25 protein-coding genes are annotated in these 22564 nt (G+C 43.1%); 19 read left to right on the top strand and 6 right to left on the bottom strand.

What is annotated here, in order from left to right; genetic code table 11:
• Position 1: 1 nt before the first annotated feature.
• Positions 2 to 979, bottom strand: a complete 978-nt coding sequence (locus GQA99_RS04650; RefSeq protein WP_160052694.1) for a KpsF/GutQ family sugar-phosphate isomerase — start codon at positions 977 to 979, stop codon at positions 2 to 4.
• Positions 980 to 1023: 44 nt separating this feature from the next.
• Positions 1024 to 1986, bottom strand: coding sequence for a calcium/sodium antiporter (locus tag GQA99_RS04645; protein ID WP_160052693.1), 963 nt, complete (start codon positions 1984 to 1986; stop codon positions 1024 to 1026).
• 188 nt (positions 1987 to 2174) lie between these two features.
• Here GQA99_RS04645 and GQA99_RS04640 point away from each other — a divergent pair, with 188 nt between their 5' ends.
• From GQA99_RS04640 to murA, 7 genes are all read left to right on the top strand, one after another.
• A complete protein-coding gene (locus GQA99_RS04640) occupies positions 2175 to 2999 on the top strand; it encodes an ATP-binding cassette domain-containing protein (protein WP_373291409.1) in 825 nt (274 codons plus the stop codon).
• Positions 2986 to 3771 carry a lipid asymmetry maintenance ABC transporter permease subunit MlaE gene (mlaE, locus tag GQA99_RS04635; RefSeq protein ID WP_160052691.1) on the top strand — a complete coding sequence of 262 codons (786 nt, stop codon included), beginning with the start codon at positions 2986 to 2988 and terminating at the stop codon, positions 3769 to 3771. Before GQA99_RS04640 ends, mlaE begins: the two co-directional genes overlap by 14 nt.
• A 41-nt stretch (positions 3772 to 3812) precedes the next feature.
• Positions 3813 to 4286: an outer membrane lipid asymmetry maintenance protein MlaD gene (gene mlaD, locus GQA99_RS04630; RefSeq protein ID WP_160052690.1), complete on the top strand. Its 474-nt coding sequence runs from the start codon at positions 3813 to 3815 to the stop codon at positions 4284 to 4286.
• 10 nt (positions 4287 to 4296) lie between these two features.
• Complete coding sequence (locus GQA99_RS04625; protein ID WP_160052689.1) at positions 4297 to 4965, top strand: MlaC/ttg2D family ABC transporter substrate-binding protein; 669 nt, start codon at positions 4297 to 4299, stop codon at positions 4963 to 4965.
• Positions 4962 to 5261, top strand: coding sequence for an STAS domain-containing protein (locus GQA99_RS04620; RefSeq protein WP_160052687.1), 300 nt, complete (start codon positions 4962 to 4964; stop codon positions 5259 to 5261). Before GQA99_RS04625 ends, GQA99_RS04620 begins: the two co-directional genes overlap by 4 nt.
• A 193-nt stretch (positions 5262 to 5454) precedes the next feature.
• A complete protein-coding gene (locus GQA99_RS04615) occupies positions 5455 to 5706 on the top strand; it encodes a BolA family protein (protein ID WP_160052686.1) in 252 nt (83 codons plus the stop codon).
• 15 nt (positions 5707 to 5721) lie between these two features.
• Complete coding sequence (gene murA / locus GQA99_RS04610; RefSeq protein ID WP_160052685.1) at positions 5722 to 6981, top strand: UDP-N-acetylglucosamine 1-carboxyvinyltransferase; 1260 nt, start codon at positions 5722 to 5724, stop codon at positions 6979 to 6981.
• A 96-nt stretch (positions 6982 to 7077) separates the two neighbouring features.
• Here the strand turns inward: murA and degS are convergent, their stop codons facing one another.
• Both degS and degQ read right to left on the bottom strand, forming a co-directional pair.
• On the bottom strand, positions 7078 to 8157 hold the full coding sequence (degS, locus tag GQA99_RS04605) for an outer membrane-stress sensor serine endopeptidase DegS (protein WP_160052684.1): 1080 nt from the start codon (positions 8155 to 8157) through the stop codon (positions 7078 to 7080).
• A gap of 175 nt (positions 8158 to 8332) precedes the next feature.
• On the bottom strand, positions 8333 to 9682 hold the full coding sequence (gene degQ, locus GQA99_RS04600; RefSeq protein WP_160052683.1) for a Do family serine endopeptidase DegQ: 1350 nt from the start codon (positions 9680 to 9682) through the stop codon (positions 8333 to 8335).
• A gap of 313 nt (positions 9683 to 9995) precedes the next feature.
• Here degQ and zapE point away from each other — a divergent pair, with 313 nt between their 5' ends.
• From zapE to rlmB, 8 genes are all read left to right on the top strand, one after another.
• Positions 9996 to 11108: a cell division protein ZapE gene (gene zapE / locus GQA99_RS04595; protein ID WP_160052682.1), complete on the top strand. Its 1113-nt coding sequence runs from the start codon at positions 9996 to 9998 to the stop codon at positions 11106 to 11108.
• Between the two features lie 261 nt (positions 11109 to 11369).
• Positions 11370 to 11798 (top strand): 50S ribosomal protein L13, encoded by a 429-nt coding sequence (gene rplM, locus GQA99_RS04590; protein WP_011638797.1) that lies wholly within the window; start codon positions 11370 to 11372, stop codon positions 11796 to 11798.
• Positions 11799 to 11815: 17 nt separating this feature from the next.
• Positions 11816 to 12208, top strand: a complete 393-nt coding sequence (gene rpsI, locus GQA99_RS04585) for a 30S ribosomal protein S9 (RefSeq protein ID WP_160052681.1) — start codon at positions 11816 to 11818, stop codon at positions 12206 to 12208.
• Between the two features lie 145 nt (positions 12209 to 12353).
• Positions 12354 to 12539, top strand: a complete 186-nt coding sequence (locus GQA99_RS04580; protein ID WP_160052680.1) for a DUF2065 domain-containing protein — start codon at positions 12354 to 12356, stop codon at positions 12537 to 12539.
• Between the two features lie 72 nt (positions 12540 to 12611).
• A complete protein-coding gene (locus GQA99_RS04575) occupies positions 12612 to 13907 on the top strand; it encodes an adenylosuccinate synthase (protein WP_160052679.1) in 1296 nt (431 codons plus the stop codon).
• A 145-nt stretch (positions 13908 to 14052) separates the two neighbouring features.
• Entirely contained in the window at positions 14053 to 14670 is a 618-nt protein-coding gene (locus GQA99_RS04570; protein ID WP_160052678.1) for a tetratricopeptide repeat protein, read from the top strand.
• 36 nt (positions 14671 to 14706) lie between these two features.
• Entirely contained in the window at positions 14707 to 17160 is a 2454-nt protein-coding gene (gene rnr / locus GQA99_RS04565; protein WP_160052677.1) for a ribonuclease R, read from the top strand.
• Between the two features lie 4 nt (positions 17161 to 17164).
• On the top strand, positions 17165 to 17908 hold the full coding sequence (gene rlmB, locus GQA99_RS04560; RefSeq protein WP_160052675.1) for a 23S rRNA (guanosine(2251)-2'-O)-methyltransferase RlmB: 744 nt from the start codon (positions 17165 to 17167) through the stop codon (positions 17906 to 17908).
• Positions 17909 to 18011: 103 nt separating this feature from the next.
• Here rlmB and GQA99_RS04555 read toward each other — a convergent pair whose 3' ends face one another.
• Together GQA99_RS04555 and GQA99_RS04550 are read right to left on the bottom strand one after the other, a co-directional pair.
• On the bottom strand, positions 18012 to 19439 hold the full coding sequence (locus GQA99_RS04555) for an MFS transporter (protein WP_160052674.1): 1428 nt from the start codon (positions 19437 to 19439) through the stop codon (positions 18012 to 18014).
• Positions 19440 to 19524: 85 nt separating this feature from the next.
• A complete protein-coding gene (locus tag GQA99_RS04550) occupies positions 19525 to 20277 on the bottom strand; it encodes a DUF481 domain-containing protein (protein ID WP_160052673.1) in 753 nt (250 codons plus the stop codon).
• Between the two features lie 215 nt (positions 20278 to 20492).
• Here GQA99_RS04550 and rpsF point away from each other — a divergent pair, with 215 nt between their 5' ends.
• The 4 genes from rpsF to rplI are packed head-to-tail and all read left to right on the top strand — an operon-like array spanning position 20493 to position 21934.
• The gene (gene rpsF, locus GQA99_RS04545; RefSeq protein WP_160052672.1) at positions 20493 to 20888 is read left to right on the top strand and encodes a 30S ribosomal protein S6; all 396 of its coding nucleotides are present in this window, start codon (positions 20493 to 20495) and stop codon (positions 20886 to 20888) included.
• 8 nt (positions 20889 to 20896) lie between these two features.
• Positions 20897 to 21199 (top strand): primosomal replication protein N, encoded by a 303-nt coding sequence (priB, locus tag GQA99_RS04540; protein ID WP_160052670.1) that lies wholly within the window; start codon positions 20897 to 20899, stop codon positions 21197 to 21199.
• A gap of 12 nt (positions 21200 to 21211) precedes the next feature.
• Entirely contained in the window at positions 21212 to 21439 is a 228-nt protein-coding gene (gene rpsR, locus GQA99_RS04535; protein ID WP_006083042.1) for a 30S ribosomal protein S18, read from the top strand.
• A gap of 42 nt (positions 21440 to 21481) precedes the next feature.
• The gene (gene rplI / locus GQA99_RS04530) at positions 21482 to 21934 is read left to right on the top strand and encodes a 50S ribosomal protein L9 (protein ID WP_160052668.1); all 453 of its coding nucleotides are present in this window, start codon (positions 21482 to 21484) and stop codon (positions 21932 to 21934) included.
• Positions 21935 to 22564: the final 630 nt, after the last annotated feature.

Here is a 22564-nt window from a genome sequence, read left to right as displayed (position 1 = left end):
ATTAAATAACTCCTGCTTTAACCATATCGAGCATATTTAGCGCGCCGATCGGTTGATGTTGTGGGTTAACGACAATCAGTCCGTTAATATTTCGTTCTTCCATGATTTGCAGTGCTTGTGCCGCTAAAATACCGCTAGGGCTAGTGACACAATTTTTGGTCATCACTTGCGAAATAGGTGTCGTGCGTAAATTAACTTCAGCATCGATAATACGGCGTAAATCGCCATCCGTGAAAATACCGACTAGAGTATTGCTTTTATCGACAACCGCGGTCATGCCAAGGCCTTTTTTCGATATTTCGTACAGTGCTTCAGTAATGCAGATGTCATCGCTGACACTCGGTAAGCTTTCGCCTTGATGCATAACATCTTCTACTTTTAATAATAATTTACGGCCCAATGAACCGCCTGGATGCGATAGAGCAAAATCGTCCCGGGTAAATCCTTTTGCTTGCAATAACGCAATGGCGAGCGCATCACCCATTGCCAAGGTCGCGGTGGTACTTGAGGTTGGTGCTAATCCAAGCGGGCAAGCTTCTTCCTGTACCTGAATACAAAGATGAATTTTTGAGAGCCTTGCCATGTTTGACTCAGGTTTTCCTGTTATCGCGATGACCGGAACGCCCATGCGTTGAATCACAGGCAATAAGGTCAGGATTTCACTTGATTCGCCAGAGTTGGAGATGGCAAGCACAATGTCATTTTTATCGAGTGCGCCTAAATCTCCATGGCTAGCTTCACCTGGGTGGACAAAAAAGGCTGGTGTGCCTGTACTGGCAAATGTGGCCGATATTTTATTGCCAATATGACCTGATTTACCCATGCCCATGACAATGACTTTGCCCTTGCATTGCATAATCAGTTCGCAAGCCTGACCAAACTCTACTGAGTCAACATATTGATATAAATTATCTAATGCCGCTTTTTCAATATCGATGACTTTGCGGCCCCATTGGCGAAACTGAGTTTGATCTACCATGTGTCTCTCTCTTTTAGCTTAATGCTTAACCTTTACGCTCCAACTTAATGTGATTGAAATACAACAATTTGGTACGCAATAAAGGTGATTAATAATAGGACGCCATGCCAACGGGTAAGTTGCTTTTTGGCGCCACTAGATAACACTAAAACAGCTAACGCTGCACTTGTGCCTAAAACCATGTAAAAATCTCTACCACTGGCTTGTGCATCTATCTCACCTGGTGAAATCAATCCCGGTATGGCAAGCACGGCTAAAATATTAAATAAGTTTGACCCAACAATATTGCCTATCGCTAAATCATCTTCTTTTTTTAATACGCCTGCAACGCAGGCGGCAAGTTCTGGCAAGCTGGTACCCACAGCAATAATGGTTAAACCAATGACTAAATCTGATAGCCCGTAAAATTTAGCAATTCCAACAGCGCCATCAACCATCCAACCTGCTGATAGTGGGAGTAATATAATACCAACTATAAGCCAAATGATAGCATGAAAGGTGGGGACGTTTTTAGGGATCTCAGATTCAAGATCATCATCTAAGGCATCTGGGGTTTTATTGTGAGTCGCTTGCCAAATGAAATAACCCATTAATGCGAAAAACAATATCGCAAGCATGATACCTTCAGCACGAGTTAACAAGCCATCATGTAGCGCATAACCAGCAAAAACGGTGGCGGCTAACATCAATGGTATTTCACGCTTAAGTGTTTGGGAGCCGACGCTAATCGCACCTAATAATGCTGTTAATCCTAAAATTAAGGTAATATTGGCAATGTTTGAGCCTAAAACATTACCGATAGCCGTATCACGCATGCCGTCCATTGAAGCGGTTGCCGCTACGAACATTTCCGGAGCAGAGCTACCCATCGCGACGATAGTCAGTCCAATCAACATGGGTGGCAAGCCTAAATTACGTGCAAATGCCGCCGCTCCGTATACAAATCGATCCGCACTCCACACTAATACAGCCAGGCCTGCAATTAACATTAGGATATTAACTAGCATGTGATTCCTATGATGGTAAATAATTAGCGGGCATTTTCGCTGGATTTTCACTAAATTGAAAGCATTGCACAATAATTGTATTAACAATGAGCATTGGTTATATGGATATAGTTGTAGCTTAATGGACAATTACAGTACAATTTGCGCTTCATCTTTTTCTAAGGAAGGTTGTTATCTCCTCAACACCGATGCCTGATATGAGTAAATCAAATAATTCCCCTTTGGTCGAAATAAACCATTTGGCGTTTAGCCATGGTTCGCGAGTGATCTATAAAGATATTTCGCTCACGATACCCAAAGGTAAAGTGACGGCCATTATGGGCCCAAGTGGGATAGGTAAAACTACCTTATTAAAATTGATTGGTGGGCAACTCAGACCTGACAGTGGCCAAATTTTATTTGATGGCCATGATGTTCATAAGTTAAAGCGCGAAGAACTCTTTGAGCTGCGCAAGCGTATGAGTATGTTGTTTCAAAGTGGTGCTATGTTTACCGACCTTAATGTATTCGATAACGTCGCATTTGCATTACGCGAGCATTCAGGATTACCTGAAGAGATTATTCGCTCGATTGTATTAATGAAACTGCAAGCGGTAGGTTTACGTGGCGCAGCATATTTAATGCCAAACGAATTGTCTGGCGGTATGCAACGCCGAGCAGCATTGGCGCGAGCTATTGCACTTGAGCCTGAAATGATTTTGTATGATGAGCCTTTTGCTGGGCAAGACCCGATTTCGATGGGGATGCTGGTGAAATTAATTCGTGAGCTTTCAGATACCTTAAAGCTCACCTCAGTTGTGGTATCGCACGATGTAGATGAAGTGTTAGGTATTGCTGATTACGTTTACGTCATTGCAGAGAAAAAAGTTATTGCACACGGAACACCAGAGCAACTTCGTTTGTCTGATAACCCGCAATTAATTCAGTTTATCCAAGGCGCACCAGATGGTCCGGTGCCATTTCATTATCCTGCCGAGGATTATCAAGAGGAGTTATTGCGTGGGCGTAATTGATAAGATTGCCGGCATCGGCAAATACGCACTAAAAATGGTGTCAGGCCTCGGCCGAGCAGGCTTAATGCTGTGGGGGGCTATTGTTCGAGTGCCTAATATCAAAAAAGGTTTGCCGTTACTGACCAAGCAAATTTATGTGCTTGGTGTTCGTTCGATGGTAATCATACTGGTATCGGGTTTATTTATTGGTATGGTGCTGGCATTGCAGGGATACAACATTCTTGTTGGTTTTGGCACTGAAGAAAGCTTAGGCCCAATGGTCGCGCTGAGTTTACTACGTGAATTGGGTCCGGTGGTTGCTGCGCTGTTGTTTGCTGGTCGTGCCGGTTCTGCACTCACAGCAGAAATCGGTCTAATGAAATCCACTGAACAGCTATCGAGTTTAGAAATGATGGCCATTGATCCACTAAGGCAAATTATCGCACCGCGATTTTGGGCTGGGGTCATCAGTATGCCTTTGCTTGCATTAATGTTCAGCCTTGTGGGCATTTTTGGCGGTCACCTGGTGGGTGTTGAATGGAAAGGTATCGATAGTGGTGCGTTTTGGTCTATTCTTCAAGCATCGGTAGAGTGGGAGCAAGATATTGTTAATAGCTTGATTAAAAGTGTGATTTTTGGCGTTGTGGTCACTTGGATAGCCTTATACAGAGGTTATGAAGTGCAACCGAATCCAGAAGGCATTAGCCGTGCAACAACATCTACCGTTGTGCAGGCCAGTTTAGCTGTTTTAGCGCTGGACTTTTTGCTAACCGCAATCATGTTCGGAAATTAAGGTTTTTTCATTGTTTAGTTTAATTGAAGTGGTTTAAGAGTATGTTGACACGGAAAATTGAGTTACTAGTAGGCGTGTTTTTATTGTCAGGTTTGTTGGCCTTTTGTGGGTTGGTATTTAAGGTTGCCAATGTTGAAGTCCAATCAAATGACCAAACTTACACATTAGTGGCCGAGTTTAATAACATTGGTGGCTTAAAAGTTCGATCTCCGGTGAAAGTCGGTGGTGTGGTCGTGGGGCGAGTGACAGACATTACTCTTGATACCCGTAAGTTGATCCCTGTGGTCACATTGACCATGGATAAGCGTTACGATCAGTTTCCTGAAACCAGTAGTTTAGCTATTTTGACTTCAGGTTTATTAGGTGAGCAATTTATTGGCCTAACCCCAGGCTTTATGGATGATGATATTGCCATGCTTGCGAATGGCGATAAAGTCCACGACACGCGTGGCGCATTGATTCTAGAAGATTTAATTGGTCAGCTTTTATACAGTATGTCGTCTAAAGATAAATAGGAGCTCTATAATGAAAGCACTTTTTAGTCGTGTTATTGCGTTATGTTTGGTGGGCGGTGCGCTAATAAGCTCTGCAGCGATAGCGGCCAATGACGATATCGATACCGCAAATCCATATGTGATGATCAAACAAGTTGCCAATAAAACCTTTGATCGTTTTAAAACAGACAGAGCAATGATTGACGCTGATTTAAGTCACCTTAAGGTGATTGTTAACGAAGAATTGATGCCATACGTGGATTATAAATATGCTGCATACAAAGTGATGGGGCAGTATTTACGTGATACTACGCCAGATCAGCGTGATCGTTTTGTTGAAGCATTTGAAGGGTATTTAGTGGCCACCTATGCGCAAGCGTTAACAGAATACACAGACCAGGCGGTTGAGTTTGATCCTGCGAGTGATTTCAGCGAAGAAAAAATTGTTGAAATTAATGTGCAAATTATTGAAAAAGGTCGCCCACCTATCAAGATTCAATTTAAAGCACGTCGTTTAAAAGACAACACCTGGAAAGCATTTGATTTAGTGGCCGAAGGCGTGAGTTTACTTGCCTCTAAACAGTCTGAAATTTCTAACTTGATCCGTCAACAGGGCATTGAAGCCGTGATTTCAATGCTAAATGACAAAACCAAGCAAAAAATTGATCGTCAACCAGCTAAAGAAGCCGCTGCAGCGTGATTACCTTTAATCAACAAGAGCAGCAATGCTTTATTAGCGGCCGTTTAACCCAGGTTGAAGTGAAACAATTATGGCCAAAACGCCAAGAGTTGTTTACTGCTTCAACCCAAGTGATAGACTTGGCCGCCTTAGAATACGTTGACAGTGCTGGGGTAGCATTACTGCTGGCATTTGTTAGATTAAATCATGCTAGTAATCAACAGCCAAGCGTAACTCGCCAACTGGTTAACCCCAGTGAGCAGCTCATCAAAATGATAGAGCTATATGACTTAGATGCTTTTTTTGGCAAAGCTTAGTTGTTCAGTAATGATTATTGCATAACCTTCACGGCTAGATAATCAGTTATACAACAGGCCAGCTCGGTATGTATTCGTTCGATAAGTAATAGTCTGATAAATATTAGGTTTATAAGCATGAGTTTTATAAGCATGAGTTTTATAAACATGAGTTTTATAAACAAGAGTTTTATAAGTAAAGGTAATAGATTTCATGGATTGCAAAGTTATTGAACAAATTTTGACAGAGGCATTGTCGTTGACAGAAGCCCACGTAACGTCAGACGGAAGCCATTATAAAGTGGTTGCTGTGGGTGAGTGCTTTGATGGCCTGAGCCGAGTAAAGCAACAACAAGCGATTTATGCTCCATTGTCAGAGCAAATTGCCAGTGGCGAATTACACGCACTCACTATCAAAACATTTACGCCGACCCAGTGGAAGCGTGAAAAACTTTTCAACATGTAAGTACTGAGATTCACAGTGGATAAATTAACAATTATAGCCAGCAAACCGCTTGCTGGTGAAGTCGTGATCTCTGGCGCAAAAAATGCCGCCTTGCCTATTTTAATGGCTGGCGTCTTAGCTGAAACAGATTTTATTGTTTCAAACGTGCCTAATTTACGTGACGTCAACACTAGTTGTGAGCTTTTACGCTGTCTCGGCGCAGAGGTTGAGCAACTAGAGGGGAGTCGTGTTCGTATTTCTACGACCAACTTAAATGAGTATTGCGCACCGTATGACCTAGTCAAAACCATGCGTGCTTCAATCCTTATTTTAGGACCATTATTGGCCCGTTATGGTACTGCAGACGTCTCTTTACCAGGCGGTTGTGCTATTGGTGCTCGCCCGGTTAACCTTCATTTACACGGTTTAGAGCTTATGGGCGCTAAAATTGAAGTCAAAGAAGGTTACATTAAAGCGCGTGTTGATGGTCGTCTTAAAGGTGCACATATCTTTATGGATATGGTCAGCGTTGGCGCCACAGAAAACTTATTAATGGCAGCGGCATTGGCAGACGGTACCACCGTCATTGAAAATGCTGCCCGCGAGCCTGAAGTGACCGATTTAGCCAATTGCTTAATTGCTATGGGCGCTAAAATTACTGGCATAGGCACAGCAACGTTAAAAATTGAAGGTGTTGAGCGTTTATCGGGGTGTGAATACCGCGTAATGCCAGACCGCATTGAAACCGGTTCTTTCCTGGTTGCTGCAGCCGTGACTCGCGGTAAAATTCGTTGTGTGTCTGCAGACCCAAGTGCACTAGAGGCCGTGCTTTCTAAGCTTGAGGATGCTGGCGCGACGATTACCACGGGTGAAGATTGGATTGAGCTTGATATGCACGGCAAACGTCCAAAAGCTGTGAATATTAAAACGGCACCTTACCCTGCTTTTCCGACAGACATGCAAGCACAGTTCTGTGTATTAAATGCGCTAGCTGAAGGCACGGGCCGTGTGACTGAAACGATTTTTGAAAATCGCTTTATGCATGTGCCAGAAATGAGCCGTATGGGTGCCAATATTGAGCTTGAAGGCAATACCTGTATTATTCATGGTATTGAACGTTTAAACGGTGCTCAAGTGATGGCAACTGACTTGCGAGCCTCTGCGAGTCTAGTGATTGCAGGATTAATGGCTGACGGTATCACTACGGTTGATCGTATTTATCATCTCGACCGCGGTTATGAGCATATTGAAGCTAAGTTCCAAGGTCTGGGCGCTGAAGTCGTTCGTGTGAAGTAACAGGTTCCATTGCTGTACAGAACTAAAAAAATGCCACAAAAAAGCCATTCACTGAAAAGTTGAATGGCTTTTTTATTGCTCGGGCAATGGTTGCAATTATTCCGGTTCGTTAGCTTTCTCGGCAATGATAACGGGTAAAGTTTGTTTTTTCCCTTCACGAATAATTGTCATATTCACTTTTGTACCAGGAGTGGTTTCAGCAATGCGGTCGAGTAGCATTTCAACCCCGGGTACATCTTCTTCATTATATTGAGTAATCACATCTCGTGGGGCTAAACGAGCGCGGGCGGCAGGACCATCGGGATCAATACCGGTCACTAATACGCCTTTTAAATCAGGTAAGTTAAGAATTTGCGCCACCACAGGATTTAATGGCTCACCAGAAATTCCTAAGGCACCACGGATAACGCGGCCATGTTTAATTAATTTATCCATAATGCTGTGAGCTAGTTTAATCGGAATAGCAAAACTAATCCCATTACCACCGTTATCACCGCCAACCTGAAATGCAGCGGTATTGATACCGATTAACTCACCGCTAGTATCAATTAATGCCCCGCCAGAGTTACCAGCATTAATTGCCGCATCTGTTTGTAAAAAGTCTAAATACCCTGAACTTAAGCCGTTACGGCCTGTCGCACTGATAATGCCTTGAGTGATAGTTTGACCAATATTGTATGGATTGCCAATGGCCAATACCACGTCACCAACTTGAGCGGGATTATAAAGATTAAAAGGCACAATCGGTAAGTTGTCACCTTCGATTTTGAGCACGGCTAAGTCAGTGACGGGATCTGAACCGACTACTTCAGCGGTAAATTTACGGCCGTCTTGCAGCGCAATAACAATTTCATCGGCTTTTTTGATTACATGATAATTGGTCAGCACGTAACCATCTTTACTCATAATAACCCCAGAGCCTAAGCCCTGTAGTGAACTTGAATTTAATGGATTACGCTGATCAATGCTTAGACTGTAAATATTGGCGACGGCGGGTGCTGCACGGCGAACCGCTTTGGCAAACGACAGTTCTGAACCGCCATTGTGCACCGTTGATAAACCACTATTTAGGGAATTATTGGGTAAAACTGAGGTTATCACTAAAAAAACAGCTGCCATGATCAGGCCAAATACCGCAGCTTTAACTATATAGATGCATGTGTCTTTAAAATTCATGGCCTGGGATTTGTTGAAAAAAATGAACTTTATATTAACATAGCTCAAAAAATTAAGCATCGACCAAACTGGAACCGATGCTTAATTATTCAAGTCATATCACAGTCATTAACACCTTGATAGTTAATGACTGTATACCGAAACGTGCGTGCAACATTGCGGTCGTTGATTAAAACTAACGTAACACTAGGTAGAGTAGGTTATTGTCGCGAAGTATTTTTAATGCCACTGAACTTTGGGTTTCTTTCAGGGTTTCTTTTAATACTTTTAAACTTGAAATTTTACTGCGGTTTAAGCCGACAATTAAATCACCTTTTTGTAAGCCACTCATTGCAGCAGGTGAACCCTGGGCAATATCAGTGATCTCAATGCCTTTTTTGCTGTCTTCTAATGTTGCACCTTGTAACATAGGGTGTACATTACCTGCTTCAGCTTCTACCTTATCTGCTTCTCCTAAAGTGGCTTTAATGGTTTTCTTGTCACCGTCACGAATAATCCCAAACTCAACTTCTGCGCCCGCGCCCATGGTAGCCACTTTGGCACGCAATTCTTGGAAGGTTTTAATACTGCGGCCATTAAGGCTAACAATAATATCACCGGCTTTTAGGCCAGCTTTGTCTGCCGCACTCTTTGGCATGACTTCGTTAACAAAACCACCATGTTGCGTGTCTAGGCCAAACGCTTTGGCCAGTTCATTATCAAGATCACGGCCAGAAACACCTAATACACCGCGGCGCACCTCACCGTGCTCGATGATTTGCTCAACGAGGTTGTTAACCATATTGGCTGGTATCGCAAAACCGATGCCGACATTGCCGCCATTAGGAGCGACAATGGCCGTGTTAATACCAATGAGTTCGCCTTTCAAATTGACTAATGCGCCGCCAGAGTTACCACTATTAATCGCCGCATCTGTTTGAATAAAGTTTTCTAGCATTTCAATGCCTAAACCACTGCGGCCTAATGCGCTGACAATACCCGAGGTGACGGTTTGCCCTAAACCGAATGGATTTCCGATGGCGACAGCAAAATCACCTACGCGAATATTATCTGAATCTGTTTGACGGATTTCGGTGAGATTTTTGGCTTCAATTTGCAATAATGCGATGTCAGACTCTTTATCAGCACCAATTAACTTAGCCTTTACTTCTCGGCCGTCATGTAAGCCAATTTGAATATCATCAGCACCATTAATGACGTGGTTGTTAGTGATAATATATCCCTTCGCTGCATCAATAATGACCCCTGAGCCTAAGCCTCTAAAAGGGCGCTCTTGCACTTGTTCTTGTGGAGCATTAGGTCCGAAAAAATAACGAAACACATCTGGTACACGTTGTTTTGATACTTGTGTGCCTGATACTGCAACCGATACCACAGCAGGTGTCGTGCGCTCTAACATTGGCGCAAGGCTTGGCATTGCCTGGCCATCAACCGATTGTGGGATAGCGGCTTGAGAAACGGCTGGAAACATCGTTAACGATGCGGTTAATAATGCTGCAGAAAGTAAGCTTAGTTTGGTCTTCATGTATAGGTAGCTCCTAGATGCATTCAATTTAGATACATAAAATATGTGGTTTGAAAGCATGAATTCAAAGTTAAATATCGTTAATCAATTGGGTTGGTGTAATGCCGATTGTTTGTGTCGCTTGTTAATAAGCATGCCGCTTTATTCGCGGTAAATATAATCGGTAAGGATGCGTTAATTATTCAGAGTTTAGCGCTAAACGTTAGTTCCATTTTGATTAACAAAGCTTAATTTGATCGTTTATGTTGGTTACTCGTATTGAATATTTAATGTTATTATCGCACCAATTATTTGATGTAAGAGAGTCGTAATCGTGTCGCAGTTAACTCCTTGGCAGCATTATCAGCAAGACCTTACCCGAGATGATTTTTCACATGATGCCGCACAAGAGCAGGCGGTAAAATCATTACAACGAGTTTATGATGAGCTGGCTAACGCAAATAAACCCGCGTCGGGATTGTCTAAGTTATTTTCAGCTGTAGGTGTAAAAGCCAAACCTGCTCCGGTTAAAGGCCTGTATTTGTGGGGTGGGGTTGGGCGCGGGAAAACCTATCTCATGGATACGTTTTACGATGCTTTACCTGGCGAGCGAAAACTGCGGGCGCACTTTCATCGCTTTATGCACCAGATACATCATGATCTTGACGGCCTAAAAGGTGTCCAAGATCCGCTAGTCAGCATCGCAAAAAAAATGGCTGGCCAGTATCAGGTGATTTGTTTTGATGAGTTTTTTGTCTCTGATATTACAGACGCAATGTTGCTGGGCACCTTATTCCAAGAATTGTTTAAACAAGGCGTTGCGCTAGTAGCAACCTCAAATATTATTCCTGATGAACTGTATAAAAATGGCTTACAGCGAGCGCGTTTTTTACCTGCGATAGCATTGATAAATCAACACTGTGAAATTCTCAATGTTGATTCAGGTATTGATTACCGCTTACGCACTTTAGAGCAAGCCGAAATATACCACTGTCCGCTAGATGAGCAAGCAGACATCAACTTACTGCATTATTTTGCCCAGTTAGCGCCAGAGTCAGAAGTGCAAACCGCGGCGATTGATATTGATGGTAGAGCGATTACGATTCGTCAACAGTCGCAAGGTGTACTGCTGATTAACTTTAGGGACTTGTGTGATGGACCGCGTTCGCAGCGTGATTATATGGAAATTGCATGCCTTTATCACACCGTCCTGCTCAGTGGTATTGAACAAATGGGCGCGCAGCAAACGGGTGACGATATCGCCAGACGATTTTTAGCCATGGTCGATGAGTTCTATGAGCGCAATGTCAAACTGATTGTATCGGCTCAAACAGAACTCGAAGATATTTATACCGATGGTCAATTAACCTTTGAGTTTAGACGTTGTCGGTCACGCTTAATCGAAATGCAATCGAGAGATTATTTAGCATTAGAACATTTGCCATAAAAAGCCGCTGCACCTATTTACTCAGCAGCTAAGGACTTAGCGAGTTTATTGGCATAATTTATTATAAAAATTATAAAAAAGCAGGTGATCTTTTGATTCTCTTTGCGTATAATCTGCGCCCTGCCCGCGTTAATCCGCCAATTTGGGCGGAAGTTAGAAACCAATATTCGTGCTCGAAGGGGCAAGAATCGGTAATTTTGTGTTGATTGCAATCGGCAGTCAGCATGTGAGACAGAAAATTAACTTTGGGTTTTTGTAATAATGAAGACTTTTACTGCTACACCAGAAACTGTAACTCGTGACTGGTTTGTTGTTGACGCTGAAGGCAAAACTTTGGGTCGTATCGCAACTGAAATCGCAACTCGCTTACGTGGCAAGCATAAGCCAGAATACACTCCACACGTTGACACTGGTGATTATATCATCGTTATCAATGCTGAAAAAGTGACTGTAACTGGTAACAAAGCTGCTGGTAAGATTTACTACTCTCATTCAGGCTTCATTGGTGGCATTAAGCAAATCAGCTTTGAGAAGCTTCAAGCTCATAAGCCTGAAATGATCATCGAGAAAGCAGTTAAGGGTATGTTACCAAAAGGTCCTTTGGGCCGTGCTATGTTCCGTAAACTTAAAGTTTACGCTGGCACAGAACATAACCATGCTGCACAACAACCACAAGTTCTTGATATCTAAACGGGAGGAGTAAGCAAATGTCTGCAACTCAGTACTACGGCACTGGCCGTCGCAAAACATCTACAGCTCGCGTTTTCGCTAAAGCAGGTAGTGGCAATATCATCGTAAACCAACGTCCTTTAGATGTATATTTTGGTCGTGAAACTGCTCGTATGGTTGTTCGTCAACCATTAGAGTTAGTTGAAATGACTGAAAAGTTAGACATCTACGTAACTGTTAAGGGCGGTGGTACTACTGGCCAAGCTGGTGCAATTCGTCACGGTATTACTCGTGCACTTATGCAACTAGATGAAGCTTTACGTCCTACTCTACGTACCGCTGGTTTTGTTACCCGTGATGCTCGTAAAGTTGAACGTAAGAAAGTTGGTCTACGTAAAGCACGTCGTAAGCCACAATTCTCTAAGCGTTAATTCGTTTTTTGGATTCAAAAAACCCAGCATCTGCTGGGTTTTTTATTGCCTAAAATAAACATAATAAATTGTACCGTTTAGCGCATAATCGATATCAGTAGAATAACTGGTTAATGACAATATTAATTTATTTGAGGTTTTTAGCATGAGTGTACAATTACTAATGACCGCTTTTGGCTTGGTTTTAATTATTGAAGGGCTAGGGCCATTACTTTTTCCAAACAAATGGCAAAAATATTTATTTGAGCTTTCTACACAAAAGCAAAATGTTCTCAGACGCTTAGGTGGAAGTCTTGTGACTGCTGGGATCATTTTATTGATTATTTTTTAATAAAATACTTGCCTATAACCCCCTAAAATCTGTTAAAATTCTATTTTATACCACAAGACGTTGCAGCTAATAATGGGCAAAAATGTAGTCGTACTCGGCACTCAATGGGGTGACGAAGGCAAAGGTAAGATTGTCGACCTTTTAACAGAACAGGCAAAATACGTAGTTCGTTACCAAGGCGGCCACAATGCCGGTCATACTTTGGTAATTGATGGTGAAAAAACCGTTCTTCATCTTATTCCGTCAGGGATTTTACGTGATAACGTAAAATGCATTATCGGTAATGGTGTGGTTGTTGCTCCTGATGCGTTGATGAAAGAAATCAACATGCTGAAAGGTCGCGGTGTACCTGTCGAAGAGCGTTTACTGATTTCTGAAGCGTGTCCGCTTATTCTTCCATTCCATTGTGCACTTGATATCGCTCGCGAAAAAGCGCGTGGTAATAAAGCCATTGGTACAACAGGCCGCGGTATTGGTCCTGCATATGAAGACAAAGTCTCTCGTCGCGGTTTGCGCATCGGTGATTTGTTTAATGCAGAACTATTTGCGACTAAGTTACAAGAGGTTATGAAATATCATAACTTTATGCTAACTGAGTACTACCAAGCTGAAGCAGTTGATTACCAGCAAACGCTTGATGATGCATTAGCGATTGCTGATTATCTGAAAAGCATGTGTACTGATGTCACAGAAATGCTAGATGTTGCGCGTAAAGCGGGTGAGCCTATTTTATTTGAAGGCGCACAAGGTACATTATTGGATATCGACCACGGTACATATCCATTTGTAACTTCATCAAATACCACAGCAGGTGGCGTGGCAACCGGTTCAGGTTTTGGTCCTCGTCACTTAGATTACGTGCTTGGTATTATGAAAGCATATACTACCCGCGTCGGTGCTGGCCCGTTCCCAACAGAACTTGCTAATGAAATCGGTGATTATATCGGTGAAAAAGGCCAAGAGTTTGGTGCTACTACCGGTCGTAAGCGTCGTCCTGGTTGGTTAGATGCAGTGGCAATGCGCCGTGCAGTTCAAATCAACAGTGTAAGCGGTTTCTGTTTAACTAAATTAGACGTTTTAGACGGCCTAAAAGAAGTTAAAATTTGTGTTGGCTATGAATATCCGGATGGCACAGTATCAAAGGTTACTCCTTTAGCTGCTGAAGGTTACGAGCTAGTTAAACCCATTTATGAAACCATGCCTGGTTGGAGCGAAGTTACTTTCGGCGCCACTTCAATTGAGCAATTGCCTGAAGCGGCAATCAATTATATCAAGCGTATCGAAGAGCTTTTAGAAACGCCTGTTGATATAATCTCTACTGGTCCGGACCGAAATGAAACCATGATTTTGGTTAATCCGTTCAAGTAAGACTAAGAGGCCGCGATAAGCGGCCTTTTTTATGTGTTCAGATAAAGTGGTATCACGCATTCCGTGTCTTTTCTCTGAGGGTTACACTCAAGAAATGCGCTATACTGCCGATGGATAAGTCATCATCGTGTTATTGAGAATCCTTATGTTGCGTATATCTTTAGTCCTTTTCAGCCTAATTTCAACCCATGCATTTGCATTGACTGAGGCTGTCGATATTTATAGCGATCAGCAACTGATTTCACTTATTCAATCGAACCAGTATTTACAGCGTGTTAAAGCCGATGATTGCCAATTAGTGCAAGATATTGAGGCGCGTGCTGAAGTTTTACAACAACCCTTATATCAATTTTTATGGGGTGAAATGTTAATTAATGGCGTTTGCGTAAAAACGCATCCGTCGCGCGGCATGATGTTATTACAGACATCAGCAGAGCAAGGTAGCTCTGAAGCCATGGTAAAATTGGCGGATTACTATTATCGCGGTAAACTAGTGGTGAAAGATCCTAATCGCGCAGTGCAATATATATTGCCTGCAGCCGCTAATGGTAATTTAGCCGCTAAAATGATGTTAGTTCGCTTATTTGGCGAAGGTTATGGTAGCCCGACCGATTACGAAATGGGTTATCACTGGTTATATAACAGTATATTTGATAACGACGCCGAACAGAAAAAGGCCTCGTCTTTATTGCAGGTGTTAGCTGCAAAAATGCCCGCCAGCATAGTGGCCAGGGCTAAGCAGCCTCAGCTGTACAAACGTTAAGGCTCCACAGTATGGAGCAAATTATTTGGAAATTGAATGATCAACGATCCTCATTTTGAGAGAGAGCAAGATAAATACGACAACCCTATTCCTAGCCGTGAGTACATTTTAGAGTACTTGCGCGCGCAAAAGTCTCCTGTTAGTCGCGACAAAATAGCCGAAGCACTAAAAATAACCGAAGAAGAGCCATTAGAAGCGCTTCGTCGTCGCTTGCGTGCTATGGAGCGCGACGGCCAATTAGTCTTTACACGTGGCCAAAGCTACGGTTTACCTGAGCGCATGGATTTGTTGTCTGGTAGTGTTATTGGACATCGTGATGGCTTTGGCTTTTTTAAGCCAGATGAAGGCGGCGATGACTTATTTATTAATAACCGTGACATGCTGATGTATTTCCATGGCGATAAAGTATTGGCTCAAAAAGCCGGCACTGATCGTCGTGGACGTCGTGAGGCGCGCATTGTCCGTTTAGTGCAAGAGCGCACAGCAGCGCTCGTTGGCCGCTACCATGTTGATGGTGGTATGGGGTTTGTGATTGCTGATGATCGCCGCATTACACAAGAAATTTTAATCGATAATAACGATCGCAATGGTGCTAGAGCTGGCGACGTTGTTGTGGTTGAATTAACCCGCCGTCCTGGCCGCTTTGTTAAAGCTGCGGCAAAAGTGACCGAAGTGTTGGGTAAAACCATGGCGCCGGGCATGGAAATCGAGATTGCTTTGCGTAATTACGATTTACCGCACACCTGGTCGGCAATTATCGAGAAAAAGCTTAAACGTATTCCTGACGAAGTCACCGAAGAAGATAAACTCGGCCGCGTTGATTTACGGCATTTGCCGCTTGTAACAATCGACGGTGAAGATGCGCGCGACTTTGACGATGCGGTATATGCAGAAGCCAAACCAAGTGGTGGCTGGCGTTTATGGGTCGCGATTGCTGATGTTAGTCACTATGTCAGAACCGATTCTGCACTCGATGTAGAAGCGCGAGCTCGTGGTAACTCAGTGTATTTCCCGTCGCAAGTTATCCCAATGCTGCCGGAAAAAATCTCTAACGGTTTATGTTCGTTAAAACCGCATGTCGACCGTTTATGCATGGTTGCCGAGATGACCATTTCTGCTGCGGGTAAGCTTTCTGGCACTAAGTTTTATCCTGCGGTGATGCACTCGCATGCACGTTTTACTTATACGCAAGTTGCTGACATGCTTGAAGGTGGTCCGATTGCACCTGAACACGAAGCATTATTTCCACATTTATTATGTTTGCAGTCGCTGTATCTTACCCTCGATGAGCGCCGAGCAGAGCGTGGCGCAATTGCGTTTGAAACATTGGAAACGCAGTTCATTTTCAATGAGCAACGTAAAATTGATAAAATTGTGCCAAGAGGGCGTAACCAGGCACATAAAATCATCGAAGAATGTATGATTTTAGCCAACGTCGCCTCGGCTAAGTTTGTTAAAAAGCACAAAGGTGAAGTGTTATATCGTGTTCATGAAGCGCCATCTGAACAAAAATTAGCAAACTTTAAAGAGTTTCTGGCTGAGCGCGGCCTAAGTATGGATGGTGGCTTAGAGCCCACGCCTACTGATTACCAAAACATCATGTTGAAAATTGCAGATCGTCCAGACTTTGAGCTAATACAGGTGATGTTACTGCGCTCTATGCGCCAAGCTATTTATAGCCCTGATAATGAAGGCCATTTTGGTTTAGCATTAGAGGCTTATTCGCATTTTACTTCGCCAATTCGTCGCTATCCTGATTTAATTTTACATCGGGTGATTAAGTATTTACTCGCAAAAGAGCAGGGCGAGGTGAGCGATAAGTGGACTCAAGATGGTGGTTACCTCTATCAGATTGAAGAACTCGATTTACTCGGTGAAGAGTGTTCAACCACCGAGCGCCGTGCTGATGAAGCCACCCGCGATGTGAGCGACTGGCTGAAGTGCGAATACATGCAAGACCATGTCGGTGATACTTTTGAAGCGGTCATCGCATCGGTCACCAGCTTTGGTTTGTTTGTGCGCCTTAATGAATTATTTATTGATGGCTTGGTGCATATTTCAAGCTTAGCCAGTGATTACTATCAATTTGATCAAATGCGTCAGCGTTTAATTGGTGAGAATACTCGTCAGGTTTATCAGGTCGGTGATGAAGTAACGGTGAAGGTTGCTGCTGTTAATTTAGATGACCGCCAAATTGATCTATTAATGGTCGGTGATAACAGCAAAGGCAGTGGTAAAAAACCGCGCACCGCTAAAGTCATGACAGCACGGGAGCGCGCTAATCTTGAAGGTGCAAAACCGGCTCGTGGTAAGGCAGATGCTAAATCGGATAAACCGAAAGCACGCAAAAGTCGTTCAGGCGCAAAAGCCAATGGCACCAAAAAGCCTGCGAGCACTAAAAAGTCATCGGCTAAAGACAGTGTGTCTGATGCCGGCAAAGCTAAATCTACAGTAAAGAAAACCCCTGCCAAGCGCAGCAAGAGAAAGTAATTAAATGAAAAAACAAGATACTATTTTTGGCATTCATGCCGTTCAAGCCTTATTAGCCAATAGCCCAGAGCGAGTGATTGAGTTGTGGTTATTACAAGGCCGTGACGATGAACGTTTAATGCCATTAATTCAAACTGCTTCAGAGTTTGGCACTACTTTGCAACGAGCTGCACGTAAAGTGTTAGATGAAAAAGCCGGTAGCTCTCAGCACCAGGGGATTGTGGCCCGCGTTAAAGCGACTAAACCATTAACTGAAAATGATTTAGATGCATTATTAGATAAAACTGACGTACCATTTTTACTGATACTAGACGGTGTGACCGATCCACATAATTTAGGAGCATGCCTACGTAACGCCGATGCTGCAGGTGTCCATGCTGTTATTGTACCGAAAGACAACTCAGTAGGGTTAACCTCTACCGTGAGTAAAGTGGCTTGCGGTGCCGCTGAAATAATTCCATTATTTCAGGTAACCAATTTGGCGCGCACTATGCGCCATCTGCAAGAGAAAGGCGTGTGGATTGTTGGAACAGCAGGTGAGGCTGATGGCAATGTGTATCAAGCTGATCTAACCGGCCCGTTAGCGATTGCTATGGGTGCTGAAGATAAAGGTTTACGCCGCTTATCACGCGAAAGCTGCGATTCATTAGTGTCTATCCCAATGTCTGGCAGTGTTTCAAGCTTGAATGTGTCTGTGGCGACTGGTGTTTGTTTATTTGAAGCAGTAAGACAGCGTTTAGGCGCTTAGTACCTCAGTTACCAATTTAACTCAGTTAACGAGTTTAATTGTTAGCGATAGCACTACGACAAAAACGGCGATAATATAATTATCGCCGTTTTTGTTTTCGCGGCTAGCGCCGGCTCATCTCGTTATCAACATCTTCATCATCAACATCTTCTTTATCAATGGTTTCGTCGTCGTTCATTACATTGGCATATGCTGAGTTATAATCTGGCTTATCTTCTGCATCATCTTGCTCATCGTCAATGTTATCGTCGAGTCTATCAAAGGCATCATCAGCAGGATAAATCATCTGTTCGTTAACCATTTCTACATTCACCCTTGGATCCAGTGACGCTGCTAATGGCGAACTGACTAAGTCTCCACCGGCCATGACATAATCGCCCGTAGAGAACTGTTCTGCTTTTTGGCGCTGATTAACCCAAATGAGTCTGCCAAGCAAGGTAAACGAGCAAATTGCCATAAACCCGTAGAGCATTTGGTCGCCCATGGCTTGCATTAGTCCTGATGCGATAAGTGGTCCAATACTGGCACCAATACCAAAGGTGACCAATATCGTGGCAGATAGACCAACACGCTCATGTTGTTCGACTCGTGAGTTGGCTAACGCAGTGGCTAATGGATATAACGTAAAAGCCAGAATACCAAACAAGCTGGTGAGTATCAGCGAGTAAACCGAATGAAACGGCACTATGGTAATAATTAATACCAGCACACCAAGTAACGCACAATTAATTCTAATCAGTAGGCTGCGCGAAATAATGTCCGATAATTTACCCATTGGCCATTGTGCTAGTAGGCCTGCGAAAATGGTACATGACATGTACATCGCGACATGTTCAGGATCGATCCCTTTTGCGGTGGCGTAAGAAGGCGCTAAGCCATAAAAACAACCGACTATCATGCTGCCTAGCGCAACCGTTGACAATGCTTGTGGTGCACGTTGCCAAAAATGGCCCATTTTTAATGGTGCAGGTGTGAGGGGTTCCGGGTGGATTCTACGTGTAATTGAAATGGGCACGATACACAATGCAAAACAAATGGCGATTAACAGCAGTGGTTCAATGCCAAGCTCTGGGTATAAGCTAATTGCACCCTGGCCCGCCATTAACCCCAGGTAGGAGACAATCATGTAGCTGGCAAACACCGTACCGCGCTGATTCGTTTCTGCTTGTTCGTTTAGCCAGCTCTCTAGCACCATATATTGACACATCATTCCCATGCCAACAGCAAGGCGCAATATTAACCATATGGTTAAGTTATCAATGAGTGCATGACCTAGCGCAGAGGCTGTGACAATTCCTGCACAAGCAACAAAGGCACGGATGTGACCCACTTGTGCAATCAGTTTATGGCCCACTTTTGAGCCACACACAAGGCCAATATAGTAAGCCGACATCATGCCGCCAATCCATATTTGTGGCACATCCATATTGGTCAGGCTTAAACCTAAGTACGTGGTGAGAAGACCTGCGGCGAGCACCATTAAAAAGGTGGTGCTATATAATGATGCAAAACTGCGTAGCGGGCTGTCCATAACTGCGCCTCGAAAGTTTCAGTAAGGTCTTTACACCTTACTGAATGAATGGCTTGTTGCGCTTCATTTCACTTACGTTGAATTATTATTGAAACGTATATAACAAGTTGAAAGTCGTTACTGTATCGGTATTTTTACTGTCTTCAGGGACGACTTCAGTGTACTTGATGTTCATGCCAATTTTAAATGCCCAATCTTGAATAAAGGTATTTTTATAACTCATATCAAGGGTTAATGTATTATTGTCTAAACCGGTTTCAGCCGTTATATCAGCATTAAAGCTGGTGTATTCTTGTAATTTTACATTGTATTTTGCAGCAGAACGCAGAATGACATCACGGTTTTCATCTGGATAAGGGTCTTCGGTACTGGCTTGTGGTTGGTCGTAACGGTAACCTGGGCCGGCTTCAAGGCTGAGTTTAGTGCGGTTGTTTTTGATTAAATCAAAACCATAACCGCTTGATATCGTTGTAATACGGGTGTAAGAGCCAAATTCGTTCCAAGTTAATTCGCCACGGCCGAATACATAACCGCGTTGTAACTTGTAGTTAGACTGTAAAAACAATTCATACTTTTCTGCCGTTGACTCGCTGCCATCGGCGGCATAATAAACTTTGACGGTTCCTTCTTGCTTAGTTTTTAACGTGTCATACGTTAAATAAGTGCGGCCGTTGAAGTTTTTTGTTTCGTTGTTACCGCTGTTTAGCTGTAAACCCGCTTCAACCTCGGCATTAAAACTCGTTGTCGGTTCTTGGTAATCGGGTGGAACTAAAGCCCATGCTGGAGCAGACAATAAGAAGAGGAGGCATGTGGTAACTCGTTTTTTTATGGTCATCATTAAATTGCTTTATTCTGTGATGGCGTAAACGCAAGGTTTTTGACTGCCGACATCATACCTGCAATCAAGTTTGCTGAAAAGAGAGTTATTACTTGAGTTTCAGTCTGTGTTTATGTATTATCGCGCGCTCAAATCAGTCACTTTAATTCGTTCCTTGCCTCCACATTGGTCTGACTGAGCCAGAAAAGAGGCTACTTAACCGTAAGGAGCAATAAATGCGTCATTACGAAATCGTATTTATGGTTCACCCAGATCAAAGTGAACAAGTCCCAGGTATGATTGAGCGTTACACCGGTGTTATCACCGCTGCTAACGGTACAATTCACCGTTTAGAAGATTGGGGCCGTCGTCAATTGGCATACCCAATTCAAGACCTACATAAAGCTCACTATGTTCTTTTGAACGTAGAAGCATCTGCAGAGTCTATCGAAGAGTTAGAAACAGCTTTCCGTTTCAACGACGCTGTTCTGCGTAACATGGTAATGCGCACTAAAGTTGCCGTTACTGAAGCTTCTCCTATGGCTAAAGCAAGAGACGAACGTGATTCACGTCGTTCATCTTCTGATGACCGTAGCAATGAAGAAGAAAGCGCTGAAGAAAACGCTGAATAATTTATTCTGTGAATAATCACTTAACGTTGTTTGGTACGGTTACCCGCACTAAACGATTAAATAGCCCTAGCGGGATAAACCATACGGTTATAACGGTAGAGCATAAATCACAGCGATATGAAGCAGAGTTATTACGAAACGTATACTGCATTATACAGGTGATATTAAGTGGTCCACGCTTTAATAGCGTAACAGATAAATTACAAGCAGGTGTGCAGGTTGAAGTAGAAGGGTTTCTTTCACTACAACAAGGACGAAATGGTCAAAACCGTTTAGTTTTGCATGCTGAAAATGTCGAATTGAAAACTTAGGAGACTGTCAAAATGGCACGTTATTTCCGTCGTCGCAAGTTCTGCCGTTTCACCGCTGAAGGTGTTGCAGAGATTGATTACAAAGATATCGTTACTTTAAAGAACTACATCACTGAAAGCGGCAAGATTGTTCCTAGCCGTATCACTGGTACTAGTGCTAAATACCAACGCCAACTAGCTCGCGCTATCAAGCGTGCTCGTTATCTTTCTCTACTGCCATATACTGATTTACATCAGTAATATTGCAGTATTAATTCCTAATCGAATAAAGAGGATTTGATAATGAACGTTATTCTGCTAGATAAAGTTGCAAACTTAGGTAGCTTAGGCGACCAGGTTTCTGTTAAAGCTGGTTATGCTCGTAACTTCCTTTTACCATACGGTAAAGCGGTTGTAGCAAACGCAGCAAACACTGAAGTATTTGAAGCTCGTCGTGCTGAATTAGAAGCTAAATTAGCTGCTGAATTAGCTACAGCGACTGCACGTGCTGAAAAATTAACTGCATTAGAATCAGTTGTTATTGCTTCTAAAGCAGGTGATGAAGGTAAATTGTTCGGTTCAGTTGGCAACCGTGATATCGCTGATGCAGTTACTGCAGCTGGCGTAGCACTTGCTAAATCTGAAGTCCGTCTACCTTTAGGTGCTTTACGCACTACTGGTGACTTCGAAGTTGAAGTACAAGTACACGCTGAAGTTAAAGCAGTAGTTAAAGTGTCTGTTGTTGCAGAAGCTTAATTACCTTTAGCTCCATAAAAGAACACCGCCTCAGGGCGGTGTTTTTTTATGGGCGATATTTATACTGCTCAGCATATACCCGGTCCTACTTTTCAGCCGATAATGCTTTGTGAATGAGCTTTAGCTGTGAACTTCTAAACTAAAAATAATTAACAATCTTTGCCAATATTGAATGTATCAATAAACTAAATTCACGCAGTATGACAATATATTCGTATTGCTTGGAAAGGCGTTAGGGTTCTATCGGAATGAACACCTTTTGATGTTCATTCCAAACAGATTATTTAATGATTATTCGACTTCAGATCGTTGTTTTTCTTCAGCATCACTTGCTTGACTCGATACTTTATCAGTTTCAGTCTCTATCTTGGGCTTTGTTTTTGATTTGACATTGCTTGTCGATATTTCTGTATCAGCTTTCTTTTGCTCGGCAGTTTGAGCGGTAGCAGCAACAGTCTCGGCAGCTGCTTCAGTTGTCGCTTCTACTACTGCTTCAGGTGCGGCTTCGGCAGGTACTTTTGTTGTCGCTTCAGCTACTGCTTCTGTTGTCGCTTCGGCTGCTGTTTCAGTTGTCGCTTCGGCTGCTGTTTCAGTTGTCGCTTCGGCAGCTGCTTCAGTTGTCGCTTCGGC

It is taken from the genome of Shewanella litoralis, assembly GCF_009828585.1.
In the GTDB taxonomy this organism is placed as follows: Bacteria; Pseudomonadota; Gammaproteobacteria; order Enterobacterales; family Shewanellaceae; genus Shewanella; species Shewanella litoralis.
This window is presented reverse-complemented; position numbering and strand designations above follow the sequence as displayed.

What these genes read in the sequence shown, in the direction of transcription:
- GQA99_RS04650 (WP_160052694.1), bottom strand. Translation starts at nt 979, where the DNA reads ATGGTAGATCAAACTCAGTTTCGCCAATGGGGCCGCAAAGTCATCGAT.
- GQA99_RS04645 (WP_160052693.1), bottom strand. Translation starts at nt 1,986, where the DNA reads ATGCTAGTTAATATCCTAATGTTAATTGCAGGCCTGGCTGTATTAGTG.
- GQA99_RS04640 (WP_373291409.1), top strand. Translation starts at nt 2,175, where the DNA reads ATGCCTGATATGAGTAAATCAAATAATTCCCCTTTGGTCGAAATAAAC.
- mlaD (WP_160052690.1), top strand. Translation starts at nt 3,813, where the DNA reads ATGTTGACACGGAAAATTGAGTTACTAGTAGGCGTGTTTTTATTGTCA.
- GQA99_RS04625 (WP_160052689.1), top strand. Translation starts at nt 4,297, where the DNA reads ATGAAAGCACTTTTTAGTCGTGTTATTGCGTTATGTTTGGTGGGCGGT.
- GQA99_RS04615 (WP_160052686.1), top strand. Translation starts at nt 5,455, where the DNA reads ATGGATTGCAAAGTTATTGAACAAATTTTGACAGAGGCATTGTCGTTG.
- degS (WP_160052684.1), bottom strand. Translation starts at nt 8,157, where the DNA reads ATGAATTTTAAAGACACATGCATCTATATAGTTAAAGCTGCGGTATTT.
- degQ (WP_160052683.1), bottom strand. Translation starts at nt 9,682, where the DNA reads ATGAAGACCAAACTAAGCTTACTTTCTGCAGCATTATTAACCGCATCG.
- rplM (WP_011638797.1), top strand. Translation starts at nt 11,370, where the DNA reads ATGAAGACTTTTACTGCTACACCAGAAACTGTAACTCGTGACTGGTTT.
- rpsI (WP_160052681.1), top strand. Translation starts at nt 11,816, where the DNA reads ATGTCTGCAACTCAGTACTACGGCACTGGCCGTCGCAAAACATCTACA.
- GQA99_RS04580 (WP_160052680.1), top strand. Translation starts at nt 12,354, where the DNA reads ATGAGTGTACAATTACTAATGACCGCTTTTGGCTTGGTTTTAATTATT.
- GQA99_RS04575 (WP_160052679.1), top strand. Translation starts at nt 12,612, where the DNA reads ATGGGCAAAAATGTAGTCGTACTCGGCACTCAATGGGGTGACGAAGGC.
- GQA99_RS04570 (WP_160052678.1), top strand. Translation starts at nt 14,053, where the DNA reads ATGTTGCGTATATCTTTAGTCCTTTTCAGCCTAATTTCAACCCATGCA.
- rnr (WP_160052677.1), top strand. Translation starts at nt 14,707, where the DNA reads ATGATCAACGATCCTCATTTTGAGAGAGAGCAAGATAAATACGACAAC.
- rlmB (WP_160052675.1), top strand. Translation starts at nt 17,165, where the DNA reads ATGAAAAAACAAGATACTATTTTTGGCATTCATGCCGTTCAAGCCTTA.
- GQA99_RS04555 (WP_160052674.1), bottom strand. Translation starts at nt 19,439, where the DNA reads ATGGACAGCCCGCTACGCAGTTTTGCATCATTATATAGCACCACCTTT.
- GQA99_RS04550 (WP_160052673.1), bottom strand. Translation starts at nt 20,277, where the DNA reads ATGATGACCATAAAAAAACGAGTTACCACATGCCTCCTCTTCTTATTG.
- rpsF (WP_160052672.1), top strand. Translation starts at nt 20,493, where the DNA reads ATGCGTCATTACGAAATCGTATTTATGGTTCACCCAGATCAAAGTGAA.
- rpsR (WP_006083042.1), top strand. Translation starts at nt 21,212, where the DNA reads ATGGCACGTTATTTCCGTCGTCGCAAGTTCTGCCGTTTCACCGCTGAA.
- rplI (WP_160052668.1), top strand. Translation starts at nt 21,482, where the DNA reads ATGAACGTTATTCTGCTAGATAAAGTTGCAAACTTAGGTAGCTTAGGC.